The sequence below is a fragment of the Streptomyces sp. NPDC044921 genome, from assembly GCF_056432865.1.
In genome coordinates this window covers 261,551-286,977 of sequence record NZ_JBWKIF010000009.1, presented here as the reverse complement: position 1 = coordinate 286,977, position 25,427 = coordinate 261,551, and the positions used below count along the sequence as shown (strand labels likewise).

Sequence of the window (25,427 nt, the reverse complement as noted above, 5' to 3'; positions counted from 1 at the left end):
TCCGTATGCTCGGATCATGACCGACAGCAGCGCGCTCGACCCCGAGGACCGCAAGATCGTCACCCTGGCCCGTTCCGCGCGGGCCCGCAACGGCGTGCCCGAGGGGGCGGCCGTACGGGACGAGACCGGACGCACCTATGTCGCGGGCACGGTGTCCCTCGACTCCCTGCGGCTCAGCGCCCTGCGCACGGCGGTGGCGATGGCGGTGGCCTCGGGCGCGCGGTCGCTGGAGGCGGCGGCGGTCGTGACGGAGGCGGAGTCGGTGCCCGACGAGGACCGCGCGGCCGTGCGGGACCTCGGCAGCGCGCAGACGCCGGTCCTGCTGGCGGGAGTCGACGGGACCGTCCGCAGCATCGTCACCGCCGGCTGAGCCCCCCGCTGTAACCGCCGGTAATTAGGCGCGATTTCAACCTTGCCGCCCCTGCTCCCGGGCGCATCAATGGAACCGTCAGTTCCGACGGACCGTCAGGTCCGGCTCTCGGCCGTGTGCCCGCATCCACGTGCCGAGCGGTCCCCCCACACGGAAACGGAGCCGCGATCCCATGAGAGGCAAGCGCATCGGAGCAGGTGCGGCACTGGCGGCCGGGGCCCTCGCGGTCTCCGGGCTCGCCCTCGCCCCCGCGGCACTCGCCGTCACCCCCCAGACGGCGACGATCAGCGCCGACTGCGGCGCCTTCGGCAGCGGTGAGGCCACGCTCACGGCCACGCAGGACGGCACCGCCGCCACCGTCACCGTCATGTCCTCCGCCATCACCGCGCCGATCGCGCTCGGCGAGGACTCGATCGCGTCCACCCTCACCCTGGTGAGGGCCGGCGGCGGCACCGTCGACTTCACCGGCACGGAGAACCCGGCGATGGCCGCCGGCGCCCCCGTGGAGGTCGGCCCCCTCGGTGGCACCGTGGCCCCCGGCGACAGTCTGGAGGCCTTCGGCGGCTCGCTGAGGATGACCGTCTTCGGCATCACCATCACCTGCACGGCGACCGGGCCGCAGTCACCGGGCCCGTTCGTCTTCGACTGAACCGCGGCGGGCCCGGCCCCGGTGCCGGAGCGCGCCGGGGCCGGGCCCGCCCGCGCCGGTGAACGCGTCGGCGCCCGGTCCGTCACGACGGCCTCGATCCGCACCTGCGGCACCGGATCGCCCCGGTGAAGCCCGGTGTGACGTCGGCCGGCCTCCCCGAACGTCCAGCTCACCGCGTACGAGCACACCGCGTCCTGGGCGCGGCGGACAGCTCACGCGGCCGCGGGTGCGCGGGCCGCGGTGCGGAGGGGTCGGTTGGATCAGGGAGAATGGGCGGCATGAGCGTTCGTATGCAGTCATCCGAAGAGCCGGGCGAGACCGTCCACCGCGCCGGCTTCGCCTGCTTCGTGGGCCGCCCCAACGCGGGCAAGTCCACCCTGACGAACGCTCTGGTCGGGCAGAAGGTGGCGATCACCTCGAACCGGCCGCAGACCACGCGGCACACCGTGCGGGGCATCGTGCACCGGCCTCAAGCCCAGCTGATCCTGGTGGACACCCCGGGCCTGCACAAGCCGCGCACGCTGCTGGGGGAGCGCCTCAACGACGTGGTGCGCACCACCTGGGCCGAGGTCGACGTGATCGGCTTCTGCCTGCCGGCGAACGAGAAGATCGGTCCCGGTGACCGCTTCATCGCCAAGGAGCTCGCGGGCATCAAGAAGTCCCCGAAGGTCGCGATCGTCACCAAGACGGACCTCGTCGACGGCAAGACCCTCGCCGAGCAGCTCATCGCCATCGACCAGCTGGGCAAGGAGCTGGGCATCGAGTGGGCGGAGATCGTTCCGGTCTCGGCGGTGGGCGACAAGCAGGTCGAGCTGCTGGCCGACCTGCTGATCCCGATGCTCCCGGAGGGCCCCGCCCTCTATCCGGAGGGCGACCTGACGGACGAGCCCGAGCAGGTCATGGTGGCCGAGCTGATCCGTGAGGCCGCCCTGGAGGGCGTCCGCGACGAGCTGCCGCACTCCATCGCGGTCGTGGTGGAGGAGATGCTCCCGCGCGAGGACCGCCCCGCCGACAAACCCCTCCTCGACATCCACGCCAACCTCTTCATCGAGCGCCCCAGCCAGAAGGGCATCATCATCGGCCCCAAGGGCAAGCGCCTGAAGGAGGTCGGCATCAAGTCCCGCAAGCAGATCGAGGCGCTGCTGGGCACGCCGGTCTTCCTGGACCTGCACGTGAAGGTGGCCAAGGACTGGCAGCGCGATCCGAAGCAGCTGCGGCGCCTGGGGTTCTGACCACGGGGTCCTCTCACCGGAGGGCACGGGCCTCCGTCTGCGCGCGCAGCACCTCCCGGAACCACGCGTAGGAGGCCTTGGGGGTCCGCTCCAGCGTGTCGAAATCGACGTGGACCAGGCCGAAGCGGCGGGCGTAGCCCTCCGCCCACTCGAAGTTGTCGAGCAGCGACCAGACGAAGTAGCCGCGCACGTCGACCCCCGCCTCCAGCGCCCGGTGCAGGGCCCGGAGGTGGCCGTCCAGGTAGGCGATGCGCTCCTGGTCGTCGACGTCCGGGCAGGAGCAGCCGTTCTCGGTGATGACGACCGGCGGGAGGCGGTCGCCGTAGCGGTCGCGGAAGGAGGTGAGGATCTCGGTGAGCCCCTCCGGTACCACGGGCCAGCCGAAGTCGGTCACCGGGTGGCCCTCGATCTCCCGCACCGAGAAGGGGAGTTCGGCCGGCATGGTGACCCCGCCGAACTCGATCTCCGTGCCCCGCGGCGCCCCCACCCGGGTGGGGGCGTAGTAGTTGACGCCGTACCAGTCGATCGGCTCGGCGATCACCTTCAGGTCGGCCTCGACGTCCCCGGGCATCAGCGCCTCGATGCCGTCCGGGTAGCGGCCCAGCAGCAGCGGGTCGGCGAACAGGCGGTTCAGCAGCAGGTCGTAGAAGTCCGCCGCCTCCACGTCCGCCGCCTCGGTCGAGGCCGCCCAGGTCGGGCCGTGGGAGTTGGCGATGCCGATGTCCGTGGCGCCCGCGGCGCGCAGGGCGCGTACGGCCAGGCCGTGGGCGAGCAGCTGGTGGTGGGCGACCGGCAGCGCGTCGAACAGCAGCCGCCTGCCCGGCGCGTGCACGCCGAGGGCGTGGCCCAGCAGGGTGTGCTCGGCGGGCTCGTTCAGTGTGATCCACCGGGTCACGCGGTCGCCGAGCCGGCCGGCGACCAGCGCGACGTGCTCGGCGAAGCGCGCGGCCGTGTCCCGGTCGAGCCAGTCCAGGTCCACGGGCAGGTCCCAGTGGAACAGCGTCGGCACCGGGCGGACGCCCGCCGCGCCCAGGTCGTCCACCAGCCGGTCGTAGAAGTCCAGGCCGCCCTTGGAGCGCACGCGCGGCCAGGACACGGAGAAGCGGTAGGCGTTCACGCCCAGGTCCGACAGGAGCGCCACGTCCTCGCGGTGGCGGTGGTAGTGGTCGCAGGCGACCGCCGCCGTCGAGCCGTCCTTGACCCGCCCGGGCCCGGCCGTGAAGGCGTCCCACACGGAGGGTTCGCGCAGCTCGGCCGCGCCCTCGATCTGGTGGGCCGAGGTCGACACGCCCCACAGGAAGCCGGGCGGGAAGCGGGGGATCGGATTGCCTGCGTCAGTCGCCATGCGCGGATCATCCGTACCGGCGGTAACGGAAGTCAACGCCCGGGCGGGAACCGGCCGTTACGCCCCCTCCTTCAGGACGCGCGAGATCAGTCTGCGCTGCTCGTCGGTCAGCCGGGGATCGGCCGCGTACACCGTCTCGCCGTCCACGGTGATCTGGTACGCGAACCCGTCGGGTACGCCGACCGGCGGCGTGGTCCGGCCGCCGGCCAGCGCCCGCTCGGCCAGCGCGTGCCACTCGGCGGCATCGGGGCGCCCCGCGGTGTCCACCTGCGCGTGCCGCTCGATGCCCGCGAAACCGCCCGTGCGCCTCACCTGAATACGCATGGCACCTGTCTAGTACGGAACTACGGGGTCCGCACCCCGACCCGCTCCCAGGCCTTCGTCACGGCCTCCAGCTCCTCGCCGTCGCCGAAGCGGCCGCGGGCGGCCTTGACGGTGAGCGTGGCGAAGTCCGCGAACAAGGCCTGCTCCTTCAGCTCGCCGCCGGTCAGCACGTCGTACCAGATCTGTCCGGCGCGCTCCCAGGCGTGGCCGCCGAGGGCCGTCGCGGCGAGGTAGAAGGCGTGGTTGGGGATGCCCGAGTTGATGTGGACGCCGCCGTTGTCGCGGCCGGTGCGGACGAAGTCGTCCATCGTGGCGGGCTGGGGGTCCTTGCCCAGCACGTCGTCGTCGTACGCCGTGCCCGGTTCCTTCATCGAGCGCAGCGCCCTGCCCGTCACCCGCGGGGCGAGCAGGCCGGCGCCGATCAGCCAGTCGGCCTCGGTGGCGGTCTGACCGAGCGTGTACTGCTTGATGAGCGCGCCGAAGACGTCCGACAGGGACTCGTTGAGCGCGCCGGGCTGGCCGAAGTAGGTCAGGTTGGCCGTGTACTGGGTGACGCCGTGGGCGAGTTCGTGGCCGATGACGTCGATCGGGAGGGTGAAGTCCAGGAAGATCTCCCCGTCCCCGTCGCCGAAGACCATCTGCTCGCCGTTCCAGAAGGCGTTGTTGTAGTCGCGGTCGTAGTGCACGGTCGCGTCGAGCGGCAGGCCGTTGCCGTCGATCGAGTCGCGTCCGAAGGCGCGCAGGAACAGCTCGAAGGTCGCTCCGAGACCGGCGTAGGCCCGGTTGACGGTGGCGTCCGTGCCGGGGACGTCGCCCTCGCCGCGGACCTTGCGGCCGGGCAGATCGGTGCCGTGCCCGGCGTCGTGGACGGTGCGCCGCGGCCTGCCCTCGGCGGCCGAGGGGACGGCCGGGGCACCGAGGACGGTGGTCAGGCGGCGCTGGGTGCGCTCGAAGGCGTCGCGCTGCAGGGTGCGGCGGGCGGGTCCGGCGAGCGCGGGGTCCTCGGCCTGGGCGAGCTTGTCGAGGACGTGGGGCGGGACGATGGTGCAGAAGACGGGCTCGAAGCCCCCGTGAGTCGTCATGTCCGGAACCCTTGCACTGCGTGACGAAACTGTCACCGGTGGCCACCATGATTGGTGAAATACCGGGACAGCGAACCTCACTCTCCGTGTCGGAGTGGTATAGCGCACTTTTTGTCCCGTTTGGGCGCCGGGTCCCGCATACTGATACGACCCCACGCGCAGAGGAGGGGCTCGGCTAGCATGCTGCGCATCATGCGTTTCGGGCTGCTTCTCCTTAGCTGCCGCGGCGAGGGCCTGTAGTCGAGGCCGACTCCCTCCCCGCGGAGCTTGGTGCTGCGTCGTCGGCCGTCCTTCCGGACACCCTCTGAGGAGCCCCAGCATCATGGCGAACCGCCAGCAGCCCAGTTCCATGCCGATCCACAAGTACGGCCGCTACGACCAGGTCGACATCCCGGACCGCACCTGGCCGGAGCAGCGCATCACCACCGCCCCCCGCTGGCTCTCCACCGACCTGCGCGACGGCAACCAGGCCCTGATCGACCCCATGTCGCCCGCCCGCAAGCGCGCCATGTTCGACCTGCTGGTCAAGATGGGCTACAAGGAGATCGAGGTCGGCTTTCCGGCCTCGGGCCAGACGGACTTCGACTTCGTGCGCTCCATCATCGAGGAGCCCGGGGCCATCCCCGACGACGTCACCATCTCCGTGCTGACCCAGGCCCGCGAGGACCTGATCGAGCGGACCGTCGAGTCCCTGAAGGGCGCCAGGCGCGCGACGGTCCACCTGTACAACGCCACCGCGCCGGTCTTCCGCCGGGTCGTCTTCCGCGGCTCCAGGGACGACATCAAGCAGATCGCCGTCGACGGCACGCGTCTGGTCATGGAGTACGCGGAGAAACTGCTGGGCCCCGAGACCGAGTTCGGCTACCAGTACAGCCCCGAGATCTTCACCGACACCGAGCTGGACTTCGCGCTGGAGGTCTGCGAGGCGGTCATGGACGTCTACCAGCCCGGCCCGGGCCGCGAGATCATCCTGAACCTGCCCGCCACCGTCGAGCGCTCCACGCCCTCCACGCACGCCGACCGCTTCGAGTGGATGGGCCGCAACCTCTCCCGCCGCGAGCACGTCTGCCTGTCGGTCCACCCGCACAACGACCGCGGCACCGCCGTCGCCGCCGCCGAGCTGGCGCTGATGGCCGGCGCCGACCGCGTCGAGGGCTGCCTGTTCGGCCAGGGCGAGCGCACCGGCAACGTCGACCTGGTCACCCTGGGCATGAACCTGTTCTCCCAGGGCGTCGACCCGCAGATCGACTTCTCCGACATCGACGAGATCCGTCGCACGTGGGAGTACTGCAACCAGATGGAGGTCCACCCGCGCCACCCGTACGTGGGCGACCTGGTCTACACGTCCTTCTCCGGCTCCCACCAGGACGCCATCAAGAAGGGCTTCGACGCCATGGAGGCCGACGCGAAGGCCAAGGGCGTCACCGTCGACGACATCGAGTGGGCCGTGCCGTACCTGCCCATCGACCCCAAGGACGTCGGCCGCTCCTACGAGGCGGTCATCCGGGTCAACTCGCAGTCCGGCAAGGGCGGTATCGCCTACGTCCTGAAGAACGACCACAAGCTGGACCTGCCGCGCCGGATGCAGATCGAGTTCTCGAAGATCATCCAGGCGAAGACCGACGCCGAGGGCGGCGAGGTCACGCCGAAGGACATCTGGGCCGTCTTCCAGGACGAGTACCTGCCCAACCCGGACAACCCCTGGGGCCGCATCCAGGTCAAGAACAACCAGTCGACCACCGACACCGACGGCGTGGACACGCTGCAGGTGGAGGCCACGGTCGACGGCCGGGACACCGTCCTGACCGGCTCCGGCAACGGCCCCATCTCGGCGTTCTTCGACGCCCTGCAGTCCATCGGCATCGACGTACGCCTGCTGGACTACCAGGAGCACACGATGAGCGAGGGCGCCTCCGCGCAGGCCGCCTCCTACATCGAGTGCGCCATCGAGGACAAGGTCCTGTGGGGGATCGGAATCGACGCGAACACGACCCGCGCCTCGCTGAAGGCCGTCGTCTCGGCCGTCAACCGCGCGACGCGCTGACCAGCCCTCAAGGCGGTTTGAGAGCTCCGTCCGCCGATGTCCGGCGGACGGAGCCCCGTCACATACCGGCCAATCCCTGTGAGGGTCGCGGAAAGGTCTCCTCCGGGGTGCTGACTCCTCCTCGCGGATGTGGCTAACATCACGCAAGCGCGGCGACGTCGCCGTGCGGCATGACGGAGGTGCGACGTGCTGCCAGGACGGGGACGAAACGGCCGTGCCGCCGGGCTTGCCCGCATCCTGGGCACCCGTACCGCGTGGACGGCCGCCGGTGACGGGGAGTTCTTCTGCCCCGGCTGCGGCGGTGACCGCAACTACCAGCGGCTGACCGGACAGCGCCGCTTCACGCTGCTCGGCGTGCCCGTGCTGCCGCGCGGCGAGACCGGCCCGGTCGTGGAGTGCGCCGCTTGCCGCCGCCACTTCGGCACCGACGTCCTCGACCACCCGACCACCACCCGCTTCTCCGCGATGCTCCGCGACGCCGTGCACACCGTCGCCCTGGCGGTGCTGGCCGCGGGCGGCGCCGGATCCCGTACGGCACTGGAGTGCGCCGTGCTCGCCGTGCGCGCGGCCGGGTTCGACGACTGCACCGAGGAGCAACTGGCCGCCCTCGTCGAGGCGCTGGAGGCGGACACCGGCCGCTTCAGCGGCGAACCCTGCGGCGCCGGGCTGGCCATAGAGCTCCACGAGGCCCTCGACCCGCTCGCCCCGCACCTCGCCACCGTCGGCCGCGAATCGATCCTGCTGCAGGGCGCGCGCATCGCCCTGGCGGACGGGCCGTACACCCCGGCCGAGCGGGACGTCCTCGCGACGGTCGGCGCGGCGCTCACCATCTGCTCCGACGACGTCACCCGCCTGCTGGCGGCGGCCGCCCGCACGCCGTCCTGAACCGGACGCGGCGGCGCGGCGGTCCGGGCGGGCGGCGTACCCCCGGACGCTGTCCTGGGCGGTGGGCCGGACGACGGGCTCGTGCCCGTCGACGCGGCGGGGGCTGATCGACGGGCCGACCGCGGGCAGTCCGCGCGTGCGCGCCCGGCGGCCGCGGTACGACGTGCGGGTCCGGTGGGTACCGCGGAGGCGAGCCGCTGCGCCACCCGGAACGCGCGGGGGCCGATGCCGCCCGCACTCCGGCGACCGCGCGACGGCCGACGCCCGCCGGTACTCCCCGGGGAGTAACCCCGGCCCGGCACCACCCCCCGCGGTACCGCCCTCCTCCGTCTCACGCCCGACGTGCCGGTCGCCCCGGGCCGGGAGTCTGGGATGCGTTCCGGACAGCCGACGGAGGGAGCCGGGCAGATGGGGGCCGTAAGGACGCGTACGGGGCGGCGGCGGGCCGTGCCCTGGGTGGTGGTCGGGCTGTGGCTCGCCGCGCTCGTGCTGCTCGGGCCGCTCGCCGGGAAGTTCGCCGGCATCCAGCAGAACCGCGCGGTCGACTACCTGCCCGACAGCGCCGACTCGACCCAGGTGGCGCGCGTGCAGGACGAGTTGCCCGGCGGCGAGTCGACCGACCTGGTGCTCGTGTACCACCGCGGCGGCGGACTGACCGACGCCGACCGGCGCACGGCCGCCGAGCAGGTCGCCGAGGTGCGCGGCGCCTACGACCTGGCGGGCGAGCCGCGCGGCGTCCCCTCGGAGGACGGCTCCACCCTGATGTACCCGGTGTCCAGCACCCAGCCGGGCCAGGACGAGGAGGCCCGGGACGCCTTCGTCGACGGAGTGCGGGAGATCGCCGGGGGCGGGGGCGGACTGAGCGTCGAGGTCGGCGGCCCGGGCGCGCTGAACACCGACATGAACAAGGTGTTCGAAACACTCGACGCCACCCTGCTGTACGCCACCCTCGGCGTCGTCACCGTGCTGCTCGTCCTCATCTACCGCAGCCCCTTCCTGTGGCTCGTGCCGCTCGCCGTCGCGGGCGTCGCCGCGGCCTCGGCCATGGCCGCCGGCTACGGGCTGCACGCGCTGTTCGACGTCACCGTCACCGGGCAGAGCGGCGGCGTGATGACCGTCCTCGTGCTCGGCGCCGGCACCGACTACGCGCTGCTGATCGTCTCCCGCTACCGCGAGGAACTGCGCCGCCACGAGCGCCCCTACGACGCCATGCGCGCCGCGCTGCGCGGCTGCGGACCGGCCGTCCTCGCCTCCTCGGGGACCGTCGCGGCCGGGCTGCTGTGCCTGCTCGCCGCCGACCTCAACAGCAGCAGCGGCATGGGGCCGGTCGGCGTGGTCGGGGTGCTCGCGGCGCTGGTCGCCATGACGACGCTGCTGCCCGCGGTGCTGGTCCTGCTCGGGCGGCGGGTCTTCTGGCCGCTGATCCCCGCGTTCGGCAGCGAGCCGAAGGCACGGCGGTCGCTGTTCGCCGCGATGGGCACCTCGGCGACGCGCCGGCCCGCCGCCGTGCTCGCCGGCGGCGGCGTCCTGCTCGGCGCCCTCGCGCTCGGCACGCTGAACCTGCCCGGCGGCATCAAGCAGGAGGACTCCTTCACCGAGCGGCCCGAGTCGATCGCCGCGATGCGCACGCTGGCACGGGAGTACCCCGAGCGCAGCAGCCGGCCCCTGACCGTCGTCGCCCCCGACGGCCGGGCCGCCGCGGTCCTGGAGCGGGCCCGGGCGACCGACGGCGTCGCCGAGGCGGTGCCCGGGCGCAGCGGGGCGGGCTGGACGGAGATCGCCGTCTTCGCCACCGCGCCGCCGGAGACCCCGGCCGAGACCCGCACCGTCGAGGCCCTGCGGGCCGGGCTCGACCGCGAGGGCGCGTACGTCGGCGGGCCCAGCGCCCAGCAGATCGATCTCGCCGCCGGCGAGGCGCGGGACCGGAAGGTGATCGTGCCGCTGGTGCTGGTCGCGGTGTTCGTCATCCTGGTCGGGCTGTTGCGCAGTCTGGTCGCGCCGCTGCTGCTGCTGGTGGCGGTGGTCGCGGTGTGGGGCGCGGCGCTCGGCATCGGCGGGCTGGTGTTCGGGCCGGTGCTCGGCTTCGGCGGGGCGGATCCCGGGCTCGGGCTGCTGTCGTTCGTGTTCCTGGTCGCCCTCGGCGTCGACTACGGCATCTTCCTGATGCACCGGATGCGGGAGGAGTCCGTGAAGGGGGCCGAGCCGGAGGCGGCGGCGCTGACCGCGCTGCGGACGACCGGCGGCGTGATCGCCTCGGCGGGGATCGTGCTGGCGGCGACGTTCGCGGTGCTGACGACCCTGCCGATGGTCGGGCTGGTCGAGCTGGGGTTCGTCATCGCGGTGGGGGTGCTGCTGGACACCTTCCTGGTGCGGACGTACCTGGTGACCACGGCGAGTGTGCTGCTGAAACGGCGGATGTGGTGGCCGGGCGGGCTCTCGCGCGCACCGGGGCGGACCGCACCGGCGACGCAGGACGAGCCCGTGTCCGCGCACGCCCCCTGACCCGCCGCGGGCGTCCCTCCCCTCCCGGAGGGACGCCCTCCTCGCCGAGGATGACACCCGTGCAGCAGTCCACCACCGCGTCCACGAGCTGGTCCCGCCCCGCCGAGCGGATCATGGCCGCCGTCAACCGCGACCCCCTCACCGCCCCGCACGCCCTCCGCAACGACACCCTGCTCGCCTGCGCGGCGGCGGCGCTCGCGGCCGGGATCGCGCTGTTCGTCGACGACGGGCGCGAGCCCGACGCGCTCGGGTGGGCACTGCTGCTCGCCAGTCACGTGCCGTTGCCCTGGCGGCGGCGCCGGCCGCTGCTCGTGCTGTTCCTGATCGTGCTCTGCGTGGCGCCGTACCACGCCCTGGACAACGTCCACTCCGCGCCCACCCCGGCCACCTACATCGCCCTCTACACCGTCGCCGTCACCGGCCGCCCGCTGCGCGCCGTGCTGGTCGGGGCCGGGGTCGTCACCCTCTCCGTCGGCGTGATGCTCACGGTCAGCGCCCACGAGGCACTGGAGCTGCTGAAGATCTCCGGATGGGTCGTCGCCGTGCTGTTCTGCGGAGTCGACGTGCGCTTCTACCGCCAGTACGTCGCCTCCATCGTCGAGCGGGCCGAACGGGCCGAACGCACCCGCGAGGAGGAGGCCCGGCGGCGCGTCGCCGAGGAGCGGCTGCGGATCGCCCGGGACCTGCACGACCTGCTGGCCCACAGCATCACCCTCATCGGCGTGCGGACCTCCGTCGCCGCGCACGTGCTGTCCGCCGACCCCGGCCGGCTGGACCGGCAGACGGTCGCCAGGGCGCTGGACGACATCGCCGAGACCTGCCGCAGCGCCCGCGGCGAACTCCGCACCACGCTGGAGGTGCTGCGCGCGCAGGACGCGGGGGACGCCCGCGGCCCGCTGCCCGGCCTGGACGGGCTGGCCGACCTGGCGGAGGCGGCGCGGCTCGCCGGTGCCCGGGTCGAGCAGACCGTGCGGATACGGCACGCGCCGCCCGCCGTCGGCGCCGCCGCCTACCGCATCGTGCAGGAGGCCCTCACCAACGCCGTGCGGCACGCCGGACCCGCGCCGGCCGTCCGCGTCGAGCTGGACGAGCGGGAGGGTGCCCTGCACCTGTCGGTCCGCGACGACGGCGCCGGACCGGCCCCGGGCGGCACCCCGGGCTTCGGACTGGTCGGAATGCGGGAGCGGGCCCGCAGCGTGGGTGGCACACTCGACGCCGGACCGCGGGCCGGGGGCGGGTTCGAGGTGACGGCGGTCCTGCCGCTGGCCGCGACGGGGGAGAGGAACGGATGACCATACGGGTGCTGCTCGCGGACGACCAGACGCTGGTGCGCGAGGCGTTCGCGATGCTCGTGGAGTCGGCCCGGGACATGGCGGTCGTCGGCCAGGCCGCCACCGGACGGCAGGCCGTCGAACTGGCCCGCGGCACACGCGCCGACCTGGTCGTGATGGACATCCGCATGCCCGACCTGGACGGCATCGAGGCGACCCGGCTCATCGCGGCCGACGAGGACCTCGCGGGCGTGCGCGTACTCGTGCTCACCACGTACGACACCGACGAGAACATCGTCGACGCGCTGCGCGCCGGGGCCTCCGGCTTCCTCGTCAAGGACACCCGGCCGGCCGAACTCCTGGACGCCATCCGGACGGTCGCGGCCGGTGAGTCCCTGCTGTCGCCGGGGCCCACGGCACGGCTGATCGAGCGGTTCCTGCGCAGCCCCCCGGCGCCGGTGACCGGCGGGCCCGAGTGCCTGTCCGAGCGGGAGCGGGAGGTGCTCACGCTGGTCGCGCGCGGCCTCAACAACACCGAGATAGCGGAGGTGTTGGGCCTGAGCCCGCTGACCGCGAAGACCCACGTCAGCCGCATCATGGGCAAGCTGGCGGCGCGCGACCGGGCGCAGCTGGTCATCGTCGCCTACGAGTCGGGGATGGTGACGCCGGGGACATCGGAGGGATGAGACTCCTCACCCGCACCCTCCTGGTCGCCTCGGCCCTCCTGGCCCCCCTCGCCGCCGCCGTCCCCGGCGCCTCGGCCGCCCCCGGCTGCACGTCCTCCGTCCCGTACGTCTCGGGCGAGGGCGGCTACGCCGCGTACCGCGTCCCCGCCGCCGTCACCACGCCCCGGGGCACCCTCCTCGCCTTCGCCGAGGGCAGACGCGGCGGGCCGGGCGACAGCGGCGACATCGACGTCGTCCTCAGACGCTCGGCGGACGGCGGCTGCACCTGGGGCCCGCTCACCGTCGTCGCCGCCGGGGACGGCGACACCCGCGGCAACCCGGCACCCGTCGTCGACCCGCGCAGCGGCGCCGTGGTCCTGCTCACCTCCTACAACGGCGGCGACGTGACGGAGGCGCAGATCATGCGCGGCGAGGTCACGCCCGAGCAGGGCCGCCGCGTCTTCGTGCAGCGCGGCCGGGACGACGGCCGCCGCTTCACCCAACCCCGCGAGATCACCGCCCAGGTGAAGCACCCGTCGTGGCGCTGGTACGCGACCGGCCCCGGCCACGCGCTCGCCCTCACCCGGGGCCCGTACGCGGGCCGCCTGGTCGTGCCCGCGAACCACTCGGCGTCCCCGCCGCCCGGCTCCCCGGACACCGGCCGGGAACCCCGCCACTACGGCGCCCACGCGCTCCTCAGCGACGACGGCGGCCGCACCTGGCGGCTGGGCTTCGTCGACGACTCCTACGAGGGGACAGTCAACGCCAACGAGTCCACCGCCGCCCAACTCCCGGACGGCGACGTCTACTTCGGCGCCCGGGACCAGCACGGCACCAGCCCGGGCCACCGCCTCGACAGCAGGTCGGGCGACGGCGGCGCGACGCTCGACCGGCCCTACACCGTGCAGCCGGCCCTGAACGACGTGCCGGTCGTCCAGGGCAGTGTGCTGCAACTTCCGGGCCGGGACGGGCCGTTGCTGTTCTCCGGCCCGTCCGTCCCCACCGCCCGCCGGGACATGGCCGTGTGGCGCAGCACCGACGGCGGCGCCACCTTCACCAAGGCGCTGACGCTCTCCCGGCGGCCCGCGGCCTACTCCGACCTGGTGCCGCTCGGCCGGAAGGCGGTGGGGATCCTGTACGAGACCGGCGGTCAGGGGCCGTACGAGACGATCGCGTTCCGGCGGATCCCGGCCGGGGAGCTCTAGAGCAGCCCGGCCGCGGCCAGGTGCGCGCCGACCCGCTCCACCTCGTCCGGCGACAGCGGCACCTGCGGCTCGGCCGTCGCCGGGCAGTCGATCACGCCCCGCAGGTGCAGCGCGGCCTTGAAGGCGCCGATCGCCGAGGAGCCCGGGCCCATGCGCGCCGGGTCGCCGACGGACACCAGGCCGAACAGCGCGCACAGCCGCTCCTGTTCGGCCCGGGCCTCCTCCAGGTCCCCGGCGCGGCACAGCCGGTCCAGGCGGACGTAACCGTGCGGGTCGACGTTGCCGAGGCCGGGCACCGCGCCGTCCGCGCCGAGCGCGAGGGCCGCGTCGACGATCAGCTCGGAGCCGGTCAGCACGCGGAAGCCGGAGATGCCCTGGTGGTCCCGGGCGCCGGTCACGACCTGCCGGAAGGCGGCCAGATCGCCGCTGGAGTCCTTCAGCCCGGCCAGGACGCCGTCGGCGGCCAGCTCCAGGACGACGTCGCCGGGCAGCTTGGTGTGGACGGCGACCGGGATGTCGTAGGCGATGACCGGGACGGGGCTGGCGGCGGCGACGGCGCGGTAGTGACGGGCGATCTCCGCCGGATGGGTGCGGGCGTAGAACGGGGCGGTGACCACGACCGCGTCCGCGCCCGCCGCCGTCACCGCGGCGACGTGGTCCCGCACCCGGGGTGTGGTCATGTCGATCGCCCCGGCCAGCACCGGCAGCTGCCCGCCGGTGTGGCGGGCGACCGCCTCGACGACCAGTCCGCGCTGCGCGTCCGTCAGATAGGCCGCCTCGGAGGTCGAGCCGAGCACGAACAGGCCGTGCACCCCGCCTCCCACCAGATGGTCGACGAGCCTGAGCAGCGAGGGGACGTCCACCTCGCCGTCCGGTGTCAGGGGCGTGCACAGGGGCGGGATGACACCGGTCAGCGGGGGGATCGTCATGGGGCCTCCATCGGGTCGCCGCGGGGGACGAGGTCACGGGTCGACTCGTCCTCCCCGACAGGATGGTGGCAGCGGAAGCGGTGGGCGGGGGCCGACGCGGCGAAGAAGCCCGGCATCTCGTCCGCGCAGACGCCGTCCGCCTTCCAGCAGCGGGTGCGGAACGGGCAGCCGCTCGGCGGGCGGGTCGCCGAGGGCAGGGGACCGGACAGCGGGATGGGCTCGATCGGGTCGAGCAGGCCGGGCGTGGCGGAGAACAGGGCGCGGGTGTACGGGTGCCGGGCCCGGTCGGTGACCAGTGCGGCCGGGCACTCCTCGACGATCCGGCCCAGGTACATGGTGATCACCCGGTCGCTCATCCGCCGCACCGTCTGGATGTCGTGCGAGACGAACACCAGGGCCAGCCCCAGGCGTTCCTTCAGGTCGAGCAGGAGGTTGAGGATCTGGGCCCGGACCGACACGTCCAGGGCGCTGGTCGGTTCGTCCGCCACGACCAGGTCCGGATCGAGCGCCAGGGCCCGGGCGATCGCCACGCGCTGCCGCTGCCCGCCCGACAGCCGGCCGGGCAGGGCGTCGGCGAGGGCCCGGGGGAGGCCGACCAGGGACATCAACTCGCGTACCCGGTCCTCCCGTTGCGCGCGAGTGCCGCGGTCGTGCACGTCGAGCGGGTCGCGCAGGATCCGCCGGACGGGCAGGCGGCGGTTCAGGGCCGTCGACGGGTCCTGGAAGATCATGCCGGTGCCCGCGCCGACGGCCCTGCGGCGCTCGGCGGCCGGCATCGCCCACAGGTCCCGCCCGCGGAAGGACACCGTCCCCCGGGTCGGCCGCTCCACCCCCACCAGCACCTTCGCCAGGGTCGACTTGCCGCAGCCCGACTCGCCGACCACACCGACCGTCTCGCCGGGCGCGACGGCCAGGTCCGCGCCGGTCAGCGCGTACACCCGGTCCCGGGTGAACACACCGCCGCCGCGGGCCTTGTGGACGACGTGCGCGTCGGACAGTTCCACCAGGGCGGGACCGCACGCCGTGACCGGCTCGCTCATGACACCGCCTCGGTCCCGGTGGCCGACAGCTCCACGGCCGGGTGGTGGCAGGCCGCCGTGTGCGCCGGGGTGCCGGCCAGGACGGGAGCCGTCGTCCGGCACACCTCGCTCGCGCGCGGGCACCGGTCGGCGAAGCGGCAGCCCGCCGGGAAGCCGGCCGGGGACGGGACGACGCCCCTGATCTGCGTCATGCGCTCCTGACCCGACTCCAGCGACAGCACGCTGCCGAGCAGGCCGCGCGTGTAGTGGTGGGCCGGGGCCTCCACCAGGCCGGCGGTGACGCCGGTCTCCACGATCCGCCCGCCGTACATCACCGCTACCCGGTCGGTGACGTCCGCGACCAGCGCCAGGTCGTGCGAGACCAGGACCAGCGCGAAGCCCAGCTCCTCGCGCAGCCGCAGCAGCAGCTCCATCACCTGTGCCTGCACGGTGACGTCGAGCGCGGTCGTCGGCTCGTCGGCGACGATCAGGCCCGGCTCGCGGGACAGGGCCATCGCGATCAGGACGCGCTGGCGCTGCCCGCCGGACAGTTCGTGCGGGTAGCTGGGCAGGGTGCGCCCGGGGTCCAGGCCGACCATGGTGAGCAGGTCGGCGGGGGTGCGCCGCCCGCCGCGCCGCACGACCTGCTTGAGCTGGGCGCGGATCGTCATGGCCGGGTTGAGGGAGGACAGCGCGTCCTGGTAGACCATCGCCATCTCGTGGCCGAGGAGCCTGCGGCGTTGGCGCATCGGCTCGGCGAGCAGGTCCCGCCCCCGGAAGCGGACCTGGCCGCGCACCCGTGCCCCCTTCGGCTGCAGGCCCATCACCGCCAGCGCGGTCAGCGACTTGCCGCACCCCGACTCGCCGACCAGGCCGAGCACTTCGCCGGGGTGCACCTCGAAGCCGACGCCGTCCACGATGTCCACGCCGCCGTGCCGCCCCTCGAAGCCGATGGCGAGGTTGTCCACCGCGAGCACCGGCTGCCCGTCCCGGGGCACGTGCCGGGCCCGGGCCCGCAGCCTGCGCGCCGCCTCGGCCAGGCCGGGCAGCGGCACGGCCTCCCCGCTGCCGGGCTCGGGCGCCTGAAGCCGGTCGTCGTCGACGGGCGCCGCCACCTCCCGGCCCGACGGGGCCGCCCACGCGTCGGAGACGCCCTCGGACAGGATGTTCAGGGACAGCACCGTGACCAGCATCAGCAGCCCCGGGAACACGGTCGCCCACCAGCCGCCGGTCAGCACCATGTTCTTGCCGTCGGCGATGACGCTGCCCCAGGACGGGTCGGGCGGCCGCACGCCCGCCCCGATGAAGGACAGCGACGCCTCGAAGACGATCGCCTCGGCGACCTGGACCGTGCAGAACACCAGCACGGGCGCGGCGCAGTTGACCGCCACGTGCCTGAGCACGATGTGCGGGGTCCGGGCGCCGATGACCCGTTCCGCCGTCACGTAGTCCTCGCCGTACTGGTCGAGGACGTTGGCCCGCACCACCCGGGCCACCGGCGGGGTGAACAGGAAGGCGAGCGCGCAGATCAGCACCGCGATCCCGCCGCCGAACACCGCCACCAGCACGGCGGCCAGCGCGATGCCCGGGAACGCCATCACCACGTCCAGGCAGCGCATCAGCGTCTCGTCGACCGCCTTGCGGGAGGTCGCCGCGATCGCCCCGAGCAGCGCGCCGGCCACCAGGGCGAGCCCGGTCGCGCCGAGCCCGATCGCGAGCGACCAGCGTGCCCCGTACATCAGCCGGCTCAGGATGTCCCGGCCGAGGCTGTCCTGGCCCATCCAGTGCCCGGCGGACGGGTGCCCGGTGCCGCCGACCGGCGGCTGCTGGTCGAGCGGGTCGTGCGGGGCGAGCAGCGGCGCGAACAGGGCCACGAGGGCGACGACCGCCAGGAAGCAGACGGCGATCCTCGACAGCGGCGGCAGCCGGCGCCGGCCGCGCAGCCGCACGCCGGGCCGGGACAGGGCCGCGGTGAGGCTCTTGCGGGTCATCACGTGGTCGCATCCCTCAGTCGCGGGTTGACCAGCAGGTAGAGGACGTCGATGACGAGGTTGACGACGACGAACCCCGCCGCCGTGGTCAGCACGACGCCCTGGACGACGGCCGGGTCGCCGTTCTTCACGGCGTCGATCATCAGCTTGCCCATGCCGGGCAGCGAGAAGATCGTCTCGATGACGACCGCGCCGCCGAGGAGATAGCCGACACGCAGCCCGAGCACGGTCAGCGGGTTGATCAGGGCGTTGCGCAGCACGTTCCGCCCGACCACCACCCGGGGCGGAAGCCCGCTGCCGATCGCCGTCCGTACGTAGTCCTTGTCCAGCTCCTCCACCACGGCCGTCCGCACGATGCGGGTCAGCTGCGCCGCCACCGGCAGGGAGAGGGCGAGGGCCGGGAGCGTCATGGTCCTCAGCCAGCCGGTGAAGGAGTCGGCCGGGTTGACGTAACCACCGGTGGGGAACCAGCCCAGGTCGACCGCCAGGTACTGGATCATCAGCAGCGCCAGCCAGAAGCCGGGAGCGGCGACCCCGGTGAGCGACACGACCCGGATGATCTGGTCCGGCAGCCGGCCCCGGTGGATCGCCGCCGTCACACCGCCCAGCAGGGACAGCACGACCGCGATGCCCAGGCCCAGGAAGGTGAGCTGGAGGGTGAGCGGCAGTGCCGTGGTCACCTGGTCGATCACCGGCGCCCGGGTCAGCGCGCTGGTGCCCAGGTCGCCGTGGAGCAGGTCGGCGACGAAGGCGAAGTAGCGCACGGGCAGCGGGTCGAGCAGACCGTGTTCCTCGCGGAAGTCCTGCAGCTGCCGCGGGGTCGGGTTGGCGCCCTGGAAGAACGCGGACGCCGGGTCGGCGTCCGAGAACCGCATCACCAGGAACACGAACAGCACGATGCCGAGCATCAGGGGCACGAGCAGGGCGACGCGGCGCAGCAGGATCCGCACGACGGCCGTCATGCGGCTAGGCCCACTTGGCCTGGAGGAGGTTGATGCCCGGGTAGGGCTGGGCCCTTATGCCGCTGAGCCGGTCGGGGTCCCAGGCGGTCATCAGCTCGTTGTGGACGACCGGGTAGAGCACGGCCTGTTCGGCGACGACGTCGATGTAGTCCTGGATCATCGCCTTCTTCCTCCCGGCGTCCGGCTCCCTGGCCGCCCGGTCCATGTCCTTGAAGAGCTGCCGGGCAACGGGGTCGGAGGCCCACCGGGTGTACTGCATCCACAGGTTCTCGGGGCCGTGGTTGTAACGCATGATCAGGTCGGCGTCGACACCGAACTGGTTGGGGTTCGAGGCGGCGGCCACGACCTGGTAGTCCCGCTTCTGGTCCAGCTTCGTGAAGACGGCCGTGGTCTCCTGCGGGGACAGGGTCGTGCGCACACCGATCGCGTCCCAGGACGCCTTGATCGTCGGCAGGCAGTCGACGATCCAGCTGACGTTCACCGCCAGGATGTCGACGCTCAGGCCCTTGACCCCGGCCTCCCTCAGCAGCGCCCTCGCCTTGTCCGGGTCGTGGTCGTAGACGGTCTTCGCCCGGCGGTAGGACGGGTTGCTCTCGTCGAGGAAGGAACTGGACGGCTTGCCGTGGCCCTTGAGGGCGACCTCCACCATCTCGTCGGTGTCGATGGCGTAGCGCAGGGCCTGGCGCACGCGCACGTCGTCGAAGGGCTTGCGCTTGGTGTTGAACATCAGGAACAGGTTGTTCATCCCGGCCCCGCCGGCCACCGTGAGCCCGCTGCTCTCCAGCCGGCCGATGTTGGCGTACGGGATGTTGTCCGCGATCTGCGCTCCCGCGCTCGACCCGGAGATCTTCGCGACGCGGGGCGCCGCGTCCACGATCGTCAGCCAGTTCAGCCTCCGGAAGGCGGGCTCGCGCGGGCCGTTGTAGGCGTCGAAGGCCTCGAAGGCCGTGTTCGACTTGGGGTGGTGCGCGGTCTGCCGGTAGGGGCCCGAGCCGATCGCCTTGCCCTTGATGGCCTCGTTCCAGCCGCCGGGCCGCCCGAACACGTGCCTCGGCATGATCTTGGCGAGCGTCAGCCGGGAGAGCCCGTCCGGGAAGGGGAACCTCAGCACCAGCTCGACGCTGCGCGCGTCGATCTTGCGGACCTCCTTCAGCCAGCTCGCGAAGAAGCCCTTGGCGAGGGTCTGGGTGTCCGGGTCGAGGATCCGGTCGAAGACGAACACCACGTCGTCGGCGGTCACGGGCCTGCCGTCGTGGAACGTCGCACCCTTCCGCAGCGCGAACCGCCACGAGGTGCCGCCCGGGTCCCCCGGCACCTCGGTGGCCAGGGCGGCGTACGGCTCCCGGGAGATCGGGTCCGTGTCCAGCAGGCCCTCGTAGATGTGGTGGTTGGCCGCCATGCAGAACGCGGACGCCGTCTGGGTGGGGTCCCAGCTGCCGTCGTTGCCGTAGCCGATGACCGCCGTCAGGGTCCCGTCGGCCCCGCCGCCGTCACCGGTGTCGTTCGTGGACTCGGGCCCGGCCGAGCAGGCCGAAAGCGACGCGGGGACCGCGGCGGCCGCGCCCAGCGCGCCGGTGTACTTCAGGAGCGACCGGCGGCGCGGCGCCGGCACGTCAGGGGTCACGTCGCGCACGGGTCCTCCAGCGAGAGGTCTGGGGGGGGGGGGGGGGAGGGGGCTGGCTGCGGAGATACGACGTCCTACGTCCTGCGGTCAGCGCGACCATAGGAGGGGCCGTGGGGCCGGTCAAGGGATCGCACACGAATGGCCCATCCACCACAGGTCGCACCAATGGCACGCCCCCGGGCCGGGATTGGCGTCCCGTCGGCGTGGCCGCGGCGTCCGGCACCGCCGGAGACGGGACGTGGTCCTCGCGAGGGAGGCGCGGAGCGCCTCGTGGAACGCGCGGCCGGGACCGGCGGGTGACCACCTCGTCCCGCGCGCTCGCCGCCCTCCGGCGGGTCCCCGGCGCTCGCGGCCGGCTCCACGCCCCGCCGGCCCGGGACCGGCGTCCGCCGCCCTCGCGCCCTCGTCACCGCCCTGCCCGCCCGCGACGCAGGGGGCGCGCGGCGTGCGGTGACCGTGCACGTCCGGGGCCTCGGAGCACCGCCGGCGCGTCGCTCGCGGGGCGGAGGCGGAGAATGAGCCGACGCCGGGGCCCGCACGGGGGATGATGGCGGGCGTGAGCGACCTGTGGAGCGAACGCGACACCGGCGTTATGCGCCTGCCCTCCGGCCGGTCGGTGCGCGGCCGGGGCCTGCGCCACCCGCTGGACCCCACCGCGCCCCTGCCCTCCTACGGCGTCTACCTGCTGGGCCGCCGGCCGCCCGAGGTGCCCTGGGCGTCGGAGTGGATCCGCTGGCCCGACTTCCGGCTCCCCGCGGACCGGGAGGCCGCCCGCGCGGCCCTGGCGGCGGCGTGGGAGCGGGCCGCCGGGGAGCGGGTGGAGATCGCCTGCGGGGGCGGCCGGGGCCGCACGGGCACGGCCCTGGCCTGTCTCGCGGTGCTGGACGGCGTGCCCGCGGCGGAGGCCGTGGCGTACGTCCGCCGGCACTACGACCGGCGGGCGGTGGAAACGCCCTGGCAGCGGCGGTACGTACGCCGCTTCGGCCGCCCCCGCTGACGTCACGGGCAGTACAGGTCGGACCCGGGCCGCTTGCCGGTGGCGAGGAAGCGGGAGACCGCCCGGTCGCCGCAGGCGTTGCCGTTGGCCAGGTAGGCCCCGTGGCCCGTGGAGTCCACGGTGACCATGACGGCCCGGTCGCCGAGGGCCCGGCGGAGCCTCACGGCGCCGCTGAGCGGGGTGGCGACATCCCGCTCGTTCTGCACGAGCAGGACGTTGGACGGCCCGCGGTCGGTGATCCGCACGGCCGGTTCCGCCGGCCCGTACGGCAGCGCCGCGCACACCATCGGCCCGCGCGGCATGCCCGCCGTGAGCGGGAACTTCGCCCGGCTTACGAGGACGGCCCGCTGGTAGGCGTCGGCGGAGTCCGGCCAGTCGACGTCGTTGCACACCGTGCCCGCACTGACCGCGGCGACGTTCTGGAGCACCGGCTCGGGCGGCGACTCGGGCACCGGCGGCACGGTCCCCCTGCGGGCGGCCAGGACCGTCCGGGCCAGGACCGGATAGTCGTCGGGGTCGTAGAGGCTGCTCAGCATGGTCTGGCGCAGCGCGGTGCCGTCCAGCCGGTCCGGGACGGCGCCGGGCCAGGGCAGCGGCGCACGGTCCAGCCGCGCGGCGAGCCGCAGGAAGCCCGAGCGCACCTCGGCAGGCGTGCGGGCGAGCCGGTACGGATTCCCGGGCCGGGAGGCCCACGCGGCGAACTCGGGGAAGGTGTCCTCGACCCCGGTCTCGAAGGCGGCGAGCCAGCCGCGGGTCACCCGGGCCGGATCGGGGTCGTCGTTGCTGTCCAGCACGATGCGGTCGGTGCGGTGCGGGAACAACTGCCCGTACACGGCGCCGACGTACGTGCCGTACGAGACGCCCCACGCGGAGATCCTCGGCTCCCCGAGCGCGGCCCGGACGCGGTCGAGGTCGCGGGCCTCGTTGGCGGTGCTGATGTGCCGGATCAGCTCACCGCCGTTGCGGTCGCAGGCCTTGACCACGCGCCGGGCGGTGGCCATGTTCCCGGCGACGGAGCCGTCCGGGGCGGGCCAGGGCAGGAGCCTGGTCATACTGAGGTCGGCCGGGTCGAGCTTGCAGTCGACGGCGGTGGAGGGCGCCATGCCGCGCGGCGCGAAGCCGATGAGGTCGTAGGCGTCGCGCACCTTCTGCGGCAGCTTCTGCCCCTTGCCGGAGGGGTCGGAGAGACTCTCCCCGCCCGGACCGCCGGGGATGAGCAACAGCGCGCCGCGGCGCGCCGAGGGCTTCTCGCTCGGAATGCGGGAGACGGCGATCTCGATGGTCCGCCCGTCCGGGTCGGAGTAGTCCATCGGGACCTCGACGGTGGCGCACTGCTGCCTGGGGTCGAGTCCGCCGCCCCGGCAGGCGGACCACGTGAGCGCCTCGGGGGTGCCGGCGGACGCGGTCAGCGGGGCGGCGAGGGAGAGCAGGAGCGCGGAGGCCGCGGCGAGTGAGGCGTGGCGCGTGAGCTGCTTCTTGTCCATGGGCCGATCCTGACGCGGTCCCGCCCCCGCTCCCCATCCGGCCAACTCCCGCTTTCCGCCGGGGGTTTACCCCCGGTGACCGCGGGGAGACGAAGGCTCCGGCCGGTGGCCGTCCCCGGTGGGCGCGTCACCGCCGCCGCCCTTCCGTACGCGCGTGTCCACGATTCGATCATGACGAACCTCTTTGTGCCGCCCCGCAGTTGTACGACACAGACCCTTCCCGAGTGTAGACGCGGAGAGTCACCGAAAGGATGCGAAGAGTGAAACTCCGCGAGGAGGGGGAGCACGGTGGAGGCACGACACTCGGCGCTCGCGCCGAAGAAGCGGAGGACACGGTGAAAGAACTGCGGGCAGAACGCGTCAGGACCGGAACGTCCCGGACGTCACCGGAACTCGACCCGGTGCGTCGTGTGCGGGACGCTCCCTGCCCGCTCGCGGAATCGGTCCGGCCTTCCGCCCGGCCCGCCCGCCCGGCCGTGGCGGTGGTGCGGTGAAGCCCCCCGTCGGCGCCTACGTCGTCGACACCCGCAGCGGGCGCATCGGCATCGTCATGGGGCATGAGGGACCCTACGTGCAGTTGCGGCCCTACGGGGGCGGAAAGGAGTGGGACGCCGACCCCGGCGTCGTCCGGCACGCCACCCCGGCCGAGCGGCTGCGCGCGGCGACCGCGTACGCCAACGCCCGCAGCAGGGGCGAGGTCCCTTGACGCGCTGACCCTGCGAGAATGGCGCCATGAGTCTGTTCCGCGACGACGGCATCGTGCTGCGCACCCAGAAGCTGGGTGAGGCGGACCGGATCATCACGCTGCTCACGCGCGGTCACGGCCGGGTACGCGCCGTGGCCCGGGGCGTGCGCCGGACCAAGTCCAAGTTCGGCGCGCGCCTCGAACCCTTCTCCCACGTCGACGTGCAGTTCTTCGCCAAGGGCAGCGAGCTGGTCGGCCGCGGGCTGCCGCTGTGCACCCAGAGCGAGACCATCGCGCCCTACGGCGGCGGCATCGTCACCGACTACGCGCGGTACACCGCCGGCACCGCCATGCTGGAGACCGCCGAGCGGTTCACCGACCACGAGGGCGAGCCGGCCGTGCAGCAGTACCTGCTGCTCGTCGGAGCCCTGCGCACCCTGGCCCGGGGCGAGCACGCGCCGCACCTCGTGCTCGACGCGTTCCTGCTCCGCTCCCTCGCCGTGAACGGCTACGCCCCGACCTTCAGCGACTGCGCGAAGTGCGGGATGCCCGGCCCCAACCGGTTCTTCTCGGTCGCCTCGGGCGGTTCCGTCTGCGTGGACTGCCGGGTGCCCGGCAGCGTCGTACCCTCGCCCCAGGCCCTGGAACTCCTCGGCGCGCTGCTCACGGGAGACTGGGAGACCGCCGACGCGTGCGAGGCGCGCCACGTCCGGGAGGGCAGCGGGCTGGTGTCCGCCTATCTGCACTGGCACATGGAGCGCGGCCTGCGCTCGCTGCGCTACGTCGAGAAGTAACCGAAGCAAGCAAGCACGAGGAGACGAGACACACATGGCCGTACGCGGGATCCTGGGGCGTCAGCGCCGGGAGTACAGGACGCCGGAGCCGCACCCGTCCGGCGCGCGGCCGCCGAAGCTCCCCGGGGAGCTCGTACCGCAGCATGTGGCGATCGTCATGGACGGCAACGGCCGCTGGGCCAAGGACCGCGGCCTGCCGCGCACCGAGGGGCACAAGGTCGGCGCCGAGCGCGTGCTGGACGTCCTGCAGGGCGCCATCGAGATGGGCGTGGGCGCCATCTCCCTGTACGCCTTCTCCACCGAGAACTGGAAGCGCTCGCCCGACGAGGTGCGCTTCCTGATGAACTTCAACCGCGACTTCATCCGCAAGACCCGGGACCAGCTCGACGAACTGGGCGTGCGGGTGCGCTGGGTCGGGCGGATGCCGAAGCTGTGGCGGTCCGTCGCCAAGGAGCTCCAGATCGCCCAGGAGCAGACCAAGGGCAACGACCGGCTGACCCTCTACTTCTGCATGAACTACGGCGGCCGCGCCGAGATCGCCGACGCGGCGAAGGCGCTCGCGGAGGACGTGCGCAGCGGAAGGCTCGACCCGTCCAAGGTCACCGAGAAGACCTTCGCGAAGTACATGTACTACCCGGACATGCCGGACGTGGACCTGTTCCTGCGCCCGAGCGGCGAGCAGCGCACCTCCAACTACCTGATCTGGCAGAGCGCCTACGCCGAGATGGTCTTCCAGGACGTGCTGTGGCCGGACTTCGACCGGCGCGACCTGTGGCGGGCCTGCCTGGAGTTCGCCTCCCGGGACCGGCGCTTCGGCGGGGCGATCCCGAACGAGGAGCTGCTGGCCATGGAGGGCAAGCAGGAGTAGGCACGGTTGGGGCGCGGTTCCCCTCGAAAACCGCGCCCCAACCGGCGGCGTCCGCGGCGGACGGCGGCTCAGCCGCCGGAGGCGGCCGCGCAGTCGGCGCAGGTGCCGAAGATCTCCACGGTGTGGGCCACGTTCACGAAGCCGTGCTCGGCGGCGATGGCCTCGGCCCACTTCTCCACGGCCGGGCCCTCCACCTCGACGGCCTTGCCGCAGCCGCGGCACACCAGGTGGTGGTGATGGTCGTCGGTGGAGCAGCGGCGGTAGACCGACTCGCCGTCGGCGGTGCGCAGGACGTCGACCTCACCGGCGTCGGCGAGGGACTGCAGGGTGCGGTAGACCGTGGTGAGCCCGACCGAGTCGCCCTTGTGCTTGAGCATGTCGTGCAGTTCCTGCGCGCTGCGGAACTCGTCGACCTCCTGCAGGGCCGCCGCCACAGCGGCCCGCTGCTTGGTGGCGCGGCCCTTCACGGACGGTCCAGCGGTCGTCACCGTTGCCTCCTC

Annotated in this window: 23 protein-coding genes; 13 read left to right on the top strand and 10 right to left on the bottom strand. The window is 73.3% G+C overall.

What is annotated here, in order from left to right; genetic code table 11:
• The first annotated feature begins 16 nt into the window (after positions 1 to 16).
• The 3 genes from AC07DA_RS17085 (at position 17) to era (ending at position 2,251) form a co-directional block, all read left to right on the top strand.
• Positions 17 to 370: a cytidine deaminase gene (locus AC07DA_RS17085; protein WP_479128897.1), complete on the top strand. Its 354-nt coding sequence runs from the start codon at positions 17 to 19 to the stop codon at positions 368 to 370.
• Between the two features lie 172 nt (positions 371 to 542).
• A complete protein-coding gene (locus AC07DA_RS17080; RefSeq protein ID WP_479128895.1) occupies positions 543 to 1,019 on the top strand; it encodes a hypothetical protein in 477 nt (158 codons plus the stop codon).
• A 278-nt stretch (positions 1,020 to 1,297) separates the two neighbouring features.
• Positions 1,298 to 2,251, top strand: a complete 954-nt coding sequence (era, locus tag AC07DA_RS17075) for a GTPase Era (protein ID WP_479128893.1) — start codon at positions 1,298 to 1,300, stop codon at positions 2,249 to 2,251.
• A 13-nt stretch (positions 2,252 to 2,264) separates the two neighbouring features.
• Here era and AC07DA_RS17070 read toward each other — a convergent pair whose 3' ends face one another.
• The 3 genes from AC07DA_RS17070 to AC07DA_RS17060 are packed head-to-tail and all read right to left on the bottom strand — an operon-like array spanning position 2,265 to position 5,002.
• Positions 2,265 to 3,596: a GH1 family beta-glucosidase gene (locus AC07DA_RS17070; protein WP_479128891.1), complete on the bottom strand. Its 1,332-nt coding sequence runs from the start codon at positions 3,594 to 3,596 to the stop codon at positions 2,265 to 2,267.
• A 57-nt stretch (positions 3,597 to 3,653) separates the two neighbouring features.
• Positions 3,654 to 3,920 carry a protealysin inhibitor emfourin gene (locus AC07DA_RS17065; RefSeq protein ID WP_479128889.1) on the bottom strand — a complete coding sequence of 89 codons (267 nt, stop codon included), beginning with the start codon at positions 3,918 to 3,920 and terminating at the stop codon, positions 3,654 to 3,656.
• A gap of 20 nt (positions 3,921 to 3,940) precedes the next feature.
• Positions 3,941 to 5,002: a M4 family metallopeptidase gene (locus AC07DA_RS17060; RefSeq protein WP_479128887.1), complete on the bottom strand. Its 1,062-nt coding sequence runs from the start codon at positions 5,000 to 5,002 to the stop codon at positions 3,941 to 3,943.
• A gap of 322 nt (positions 5,003 to 5,324) precedes the next feature.
• Between AC07DA_RS17060 and leuA the strand changes: the two genes are divergently transcribed.
• From leuA to AC07DA_RS17030, 6 genes are all read left to right on the top strand, one after another.
• On the top strand, positions 5,325 to 7,046 hold the full coding sequence (gene leuA, locus AC07DA_RS17055) for a 2-isopropylmalate synthase (protein WP_479128885.1): 1,722 nt from the start codon (positions 5,325 to 5,327) through the stop codon (positions 7,044 to 7,046).
• Between the two features lie 186 nt (positions 7,047 to 7,232).
• Positions 7,233 to 7,931, top strand: a complete 699-nt coding sequence (locus AC07DA_RS17050) for a tellurite resistance TerB family protein (protein ID WP_479128883.1) — start codon at positions 7,233 to 7,235, stop codon at positions 7,929 to 7,931.
• Between the two features lie 408 nt (positions 7,932 to 8,339).
• Positions 8,340 to 10,433, top strand: coding sequence for an MMPL family transporter (locus AC07DA_RS17045; protein WP_479128881.1), 2,094 nt, complete (start codon positions 8,340 to 8,342; stop codon positions 10,431 to 10,433).
• A 50-nt stretch (positions 10,434 to 10,483) separates the two neighbouring features.
• Complete coding sequence (locus tag AC07DA_RS17040) at positions 10,484 to 11,725, top strand: sensor histidine kinase (RefSeq protein WP_479128879.1); 1,242 nt, start codon at positions 10,484 to 10,486, stop codon at positions 11,723 to 11,725.
• Positions 11,722 to 12,390 carry a response regulator gene (locus AC07DA_RS17035; RefSeq protein WP_479128877.1) on the top strand — a complete coding sequence of 223 codons (669 nt, stop codon included), beginning with the start codon at positions 11,722 to 11,724 and terminating at the stop codon, positions 12,388 to 12,390. The genes AC07DA_RS17040 and AC07DA_RS17035 overlap by 4 nt, the downstream gene beginning before the upstream one ends.
• Complete coding sequence (locus AC07DA_RS17030; protein ID WP_479128875.1) at positions 12,387 to 13,574, top strand: sialidase family protein; 1,188 nt, start codon at positions 12,387 to 12,389, stop codon at positions 13,572 to 13,574. The genes AC07DA_RS17035 and AC07DA_RS17030 overlap by 4 nt, the downstream gene beginning before the upstream one ends.
• Here AC07DA_RS17030 and AC07DA_RS17025 read toward each other — a convergent pair.
• From AC07DA_RS17025 to AC07DA_RS17005, 5 genes are read right to left on the bottom strand one after another with little or no spacing between them, the layout of a single operon-like run.
• Complete coding sequence (locus AC07DA_RS17025; RefSeq protein ID WP_479128873.1) at positions 13,571 to 14,503, bottom strand: dihydrodipicolinate synthase family protein; 933 nt, start codon at positions 14,501 to 14,503, stop codon at positions 13,571 to 13,573. The genes AC07DA_RS17030 and AC07DA_RS17025 overlap by 4 nt on opposite strands.
• Positions 14,500 to 15,543, bottom strand: coding sequence for an oligopeptide/dipeptide ABC transporter ATP-binding protein (locus tag AC07DA_RS17020; RefSeq protein ID WP_479128871.1), 1,044 nt, complete (start codon positions 15,541 to 15,543; stop codon positions 14,500 to 14,502). The genes AC07DA_RS17025 and AC07DA_RS17020 overlap by 4 nt, the downstream gene beginning before the upstream one ends.
• The gene (locus tag AC07DA_RS17015; protein ID WP_479128869.1) at positions 15,540 to 17,513 is read right to left on the bottom strand and encodes a dipeptide/oligopeptide/nickel ABC transporter permease/ATP-binding protein; all 1,974 of its coding nucleotides are present in this window, start codon (positions 17,511 to 17,513) and stop codon (positions 15,540 to 15,542) included. The genes AC07DA_RS17020 and AC07DA_RS17015 overlap by 4 nt, the downstream gene beginning before the upstream one ends.
• Positions 17,513 to 18,475, bottom strand: coding sequence for an ABC transporter permease (locus tag AC07DA_RS17010; protein ID WP_479128867.1), 963 nt, complete (start codon positions 18,473 to 18,475; stop codon positions 17,513 to 17,515). The genes AC07DA_RS17015 and AC07DA_RS17010 overlap by 1 nt, the downstream gene beginning before the upstream one ends.
• 4 nt (positions 18,476 to 18,479) lie before the next feature.
• Entirely contained in the window at positions 18,480 to 20,108 is a 1,629-nt protein-coding gene (locus AC07DA_RS17005) for an ABC transporter substrate-binding protein (RefSeq protein WP_479128865.1), read from the bottom strand.
• Between the two features lie 583 nt (positions 20,109 to 20,691).
• Here AC07DA_RS17005 and AC07DA_RS17000 point away from each other — a divergent pair.
• Complete coding sequence (locus tag AC07DA_RS17000) at positions 20,692 to 21,096, top strand: phosphatase domain-containing protein (protein ID WP_479128968.1); 405 nt, start codon at positions 20,692 to 20,694, stop codon at positions 21,094 to 21,096.
• A gap of 2 nt (positions 21,097 to 21,098) precedes the next feature.
• Here AC07DA_RS17000 and AC07DA_RS16995 read toward each other — a convergent pair whose 3' ends face one another.
• Positions 21,099 to 22,580 (bottom strand): alpha/beta hydrolase, encoded by a 1,482-nt coding sequence (locus AC07DA_RS16995; protein WP_479128863.1) that lies wholly within the window; start codon positions 22,578 to 22,580, stop codon positions 21,099 to 21,101.
• A 490-nt stretch (positions 22,581 to 23,070) separates the two neighbouring features.
• Here AC07DA_RS16995 and AC07DA_RS16990 point away from each other — a divergent pair, with 490 nt between their 5' ends.
• The 3 genes from AC07DA_RS16990 to AC07DA_RS16980 are packed head-to-tail and all read left to right on the top strand — an operon-like array spanning position 23,071 to position 24,927.
• The gene (locus tag AC07DA_RS16990; protein ID WP_436729156.1) at positions 23,071 to 23,286 is read left to right on the top strand and encodes a hypothetical protein; all 216 of its coding nucleotides are present in this window, start codon (positions 23,071 to 23,073) and stop codon (positions 23,284 to 23,286) included.
• Between the two features lie 26 nt (positions 23,287 to 23,312).
• Positions 23,313 to 24,059: a DNA repair protein RecO gene (recO, locus tag AC07DA_RS16985; protein WP_094056176.1), complete on the top strand. Its 747-nt coding sequence runs from the start codon at positions 23,313 to 23,315 to the stop codon at positions 24,057 to 24,059.
• 34 nt (positions 24,060 to 24,093) lie between these two features.
• Complete coding sequence (locus tag AC07DA_RS16980) at positions 24,094 to 24,927, top strand: isoprenyl transferase (RefSeq protein WP_479128860.1); 834 nt, start codon at positions 24,094 to 24,096, stop codon at positions 24,925 to 24,927.
• Positions 24,928 to 24,995: 68 nt separating this feature from the next.
• Here the strand turns inward: AC07DA_RS16980 and AC07DA_RS16975 are convergent, their stop codons facing one another.
• Positions 24,996 to 25,415 (bottom strand): Fur family transcriptional regulator, encoded by a 420-nt coding sequence (locus AC07DA_RS16975; protein ID WP_479128858.1) that lies wholly within the window; start codon positions 25,413 to 25,415, stop codon positions 24,996 to 24,998.
• Positions 25,416 to 25,427: the final 12 nt, after the last annotated feature.

Bases quoted from the DNA above. Each gene is read 5' to 3' on its own strand.
- AC07DA_RS17085 (WP_479128897.1), top strand. From the start codon at position 17: ATGACCGACAGCAGCGCGCTCGACCCCGAGGACCGCAAGATCGTCACC.
- AC07DA_RS17080 (WP_479128895.1), top strand. From the start codon at position 543: ATGAGAGGCAAGCGCATCGGAGCAGGTGCGGCACTGGCGGCCGGGGCC.
- era (WP_479128893.1), top strand. From the start codon at position 1,298: ATGAGCGTTCGTATGCAGTCATCCGAAGAGCCGGGCGAGACCGTCCAC.
- AC07DA_RS17070 (WP_479128891.1), bottom strand. From the start codon at position 3,596: ATGGCGACTGACGCAGGCAATCCGATCCCCCGCTTCCCGCCCGGCTTC.
- AC07DA_RS17065 (WP_479128889.1), bottom strand. From the start codon at position 3,920: ATGCGTATTCAGGTGAGGCGCACGGGCGGTTTCGCGGGCATCGAGCGG.
- AC07DA_RS17060 (WP_479128887.1), bottom strand. From the start codon at position 5,002: ATGACGACTCACGGGGGCTTCGAGCCCGTCTTCTGCACCATCGTCCCG.
- leuA (WP_479128885.1), top strand. From the start codon at position 5,325: ATGGCGAACCGCCAGCAGCCCAGTTCCATGCCGATCCACAAGTACGGC.
- AC07DA_RS17045 (WP_479128881.1), top strand. From the start codon at position 8,340: ATGGGGGCCGTAAGGACGCGTACGGGGCGGCGGCGGGCCGTGCCCTGG.
- AC07DA_RS17040 (WP_479128879.1), top strand. From the start codon at position 10,484: ATGACACCCGTGCAGCAGTCCACCACCGCGTCCACGAGCTGGTCCCGC.
- AC07DA_RS17035 (WP_479128877.1), top strand. From the start codon at position 11,722: ATGACCATACGGGTGCTGCTCGCGGACGACCAGACGCTGGTGCGCGAG.
- AC07DA_RS17030 (WP_479128875.1), top strand. From the start codon at position 12,387: ATGAGACTCCTCACCCGCACCCTCCTGGTCGCCTCGGCCCTCCTGGCC.
- AC07DA_RS17025 (WP_479128873.1), bottom strand. From the start codon at position 14,503: ATGACGATCCCCCCGCTGACCGGTGTCATCCCGCCCCTGTGCACGCCC.
- AC07DA_RS17020 (WP_479128871.1), bottom strand. From the start codon at position 15,543: ATGAGCGAGCCGGTCACGGCGTGCGGTCCCGCCCTGGTGGAACTGTCC.
- AC07DA_RS17015 (WP_479128869.1), bottom strand. From the start codon at position 17,513: ATGACCCGCAAGAGCCTCACCGCGGCCCTGTCCCGGCCCGGCGTGCGG.
- AC07DA_RS17010 (WP_479128867.1), bottom strand. From the start codon at position 18,475: ATGACGGCCGTCGTGCGGATCCTGCTGCGCCGCGTCGCCCTGCTCGTG.
- AC07DA_RS17000 (WP_479128968.1), top strand. From the start codon at position 20,692: ATGCGCCTGCCCTCCGGCCGGTCGGTGCGCGGCCGGGGCCTGCGCCAC.
- AC07DA_RS16995 (WP_479128863.1), bottom strand. From the start codon at position 22,580: ATGGACAAGAAGCAGCTCACGCGCCACGCCTCACTCGCCGCGGCCTCC.
- recO (WP_094056176.1), top strand. From the start codon at position 23,313: ATGAGTCTGTTCCGCGACGACGGCATCGTGCTGCGCACCCAGAAGCTG.
- AC07DA_RS16980 (WP_479128860.1), top strand. From the start codon at position 24,094: ATGGCCGTACGCGGGATCCTGGGGCGTCAGCGCCGGGAGTACAGGACG.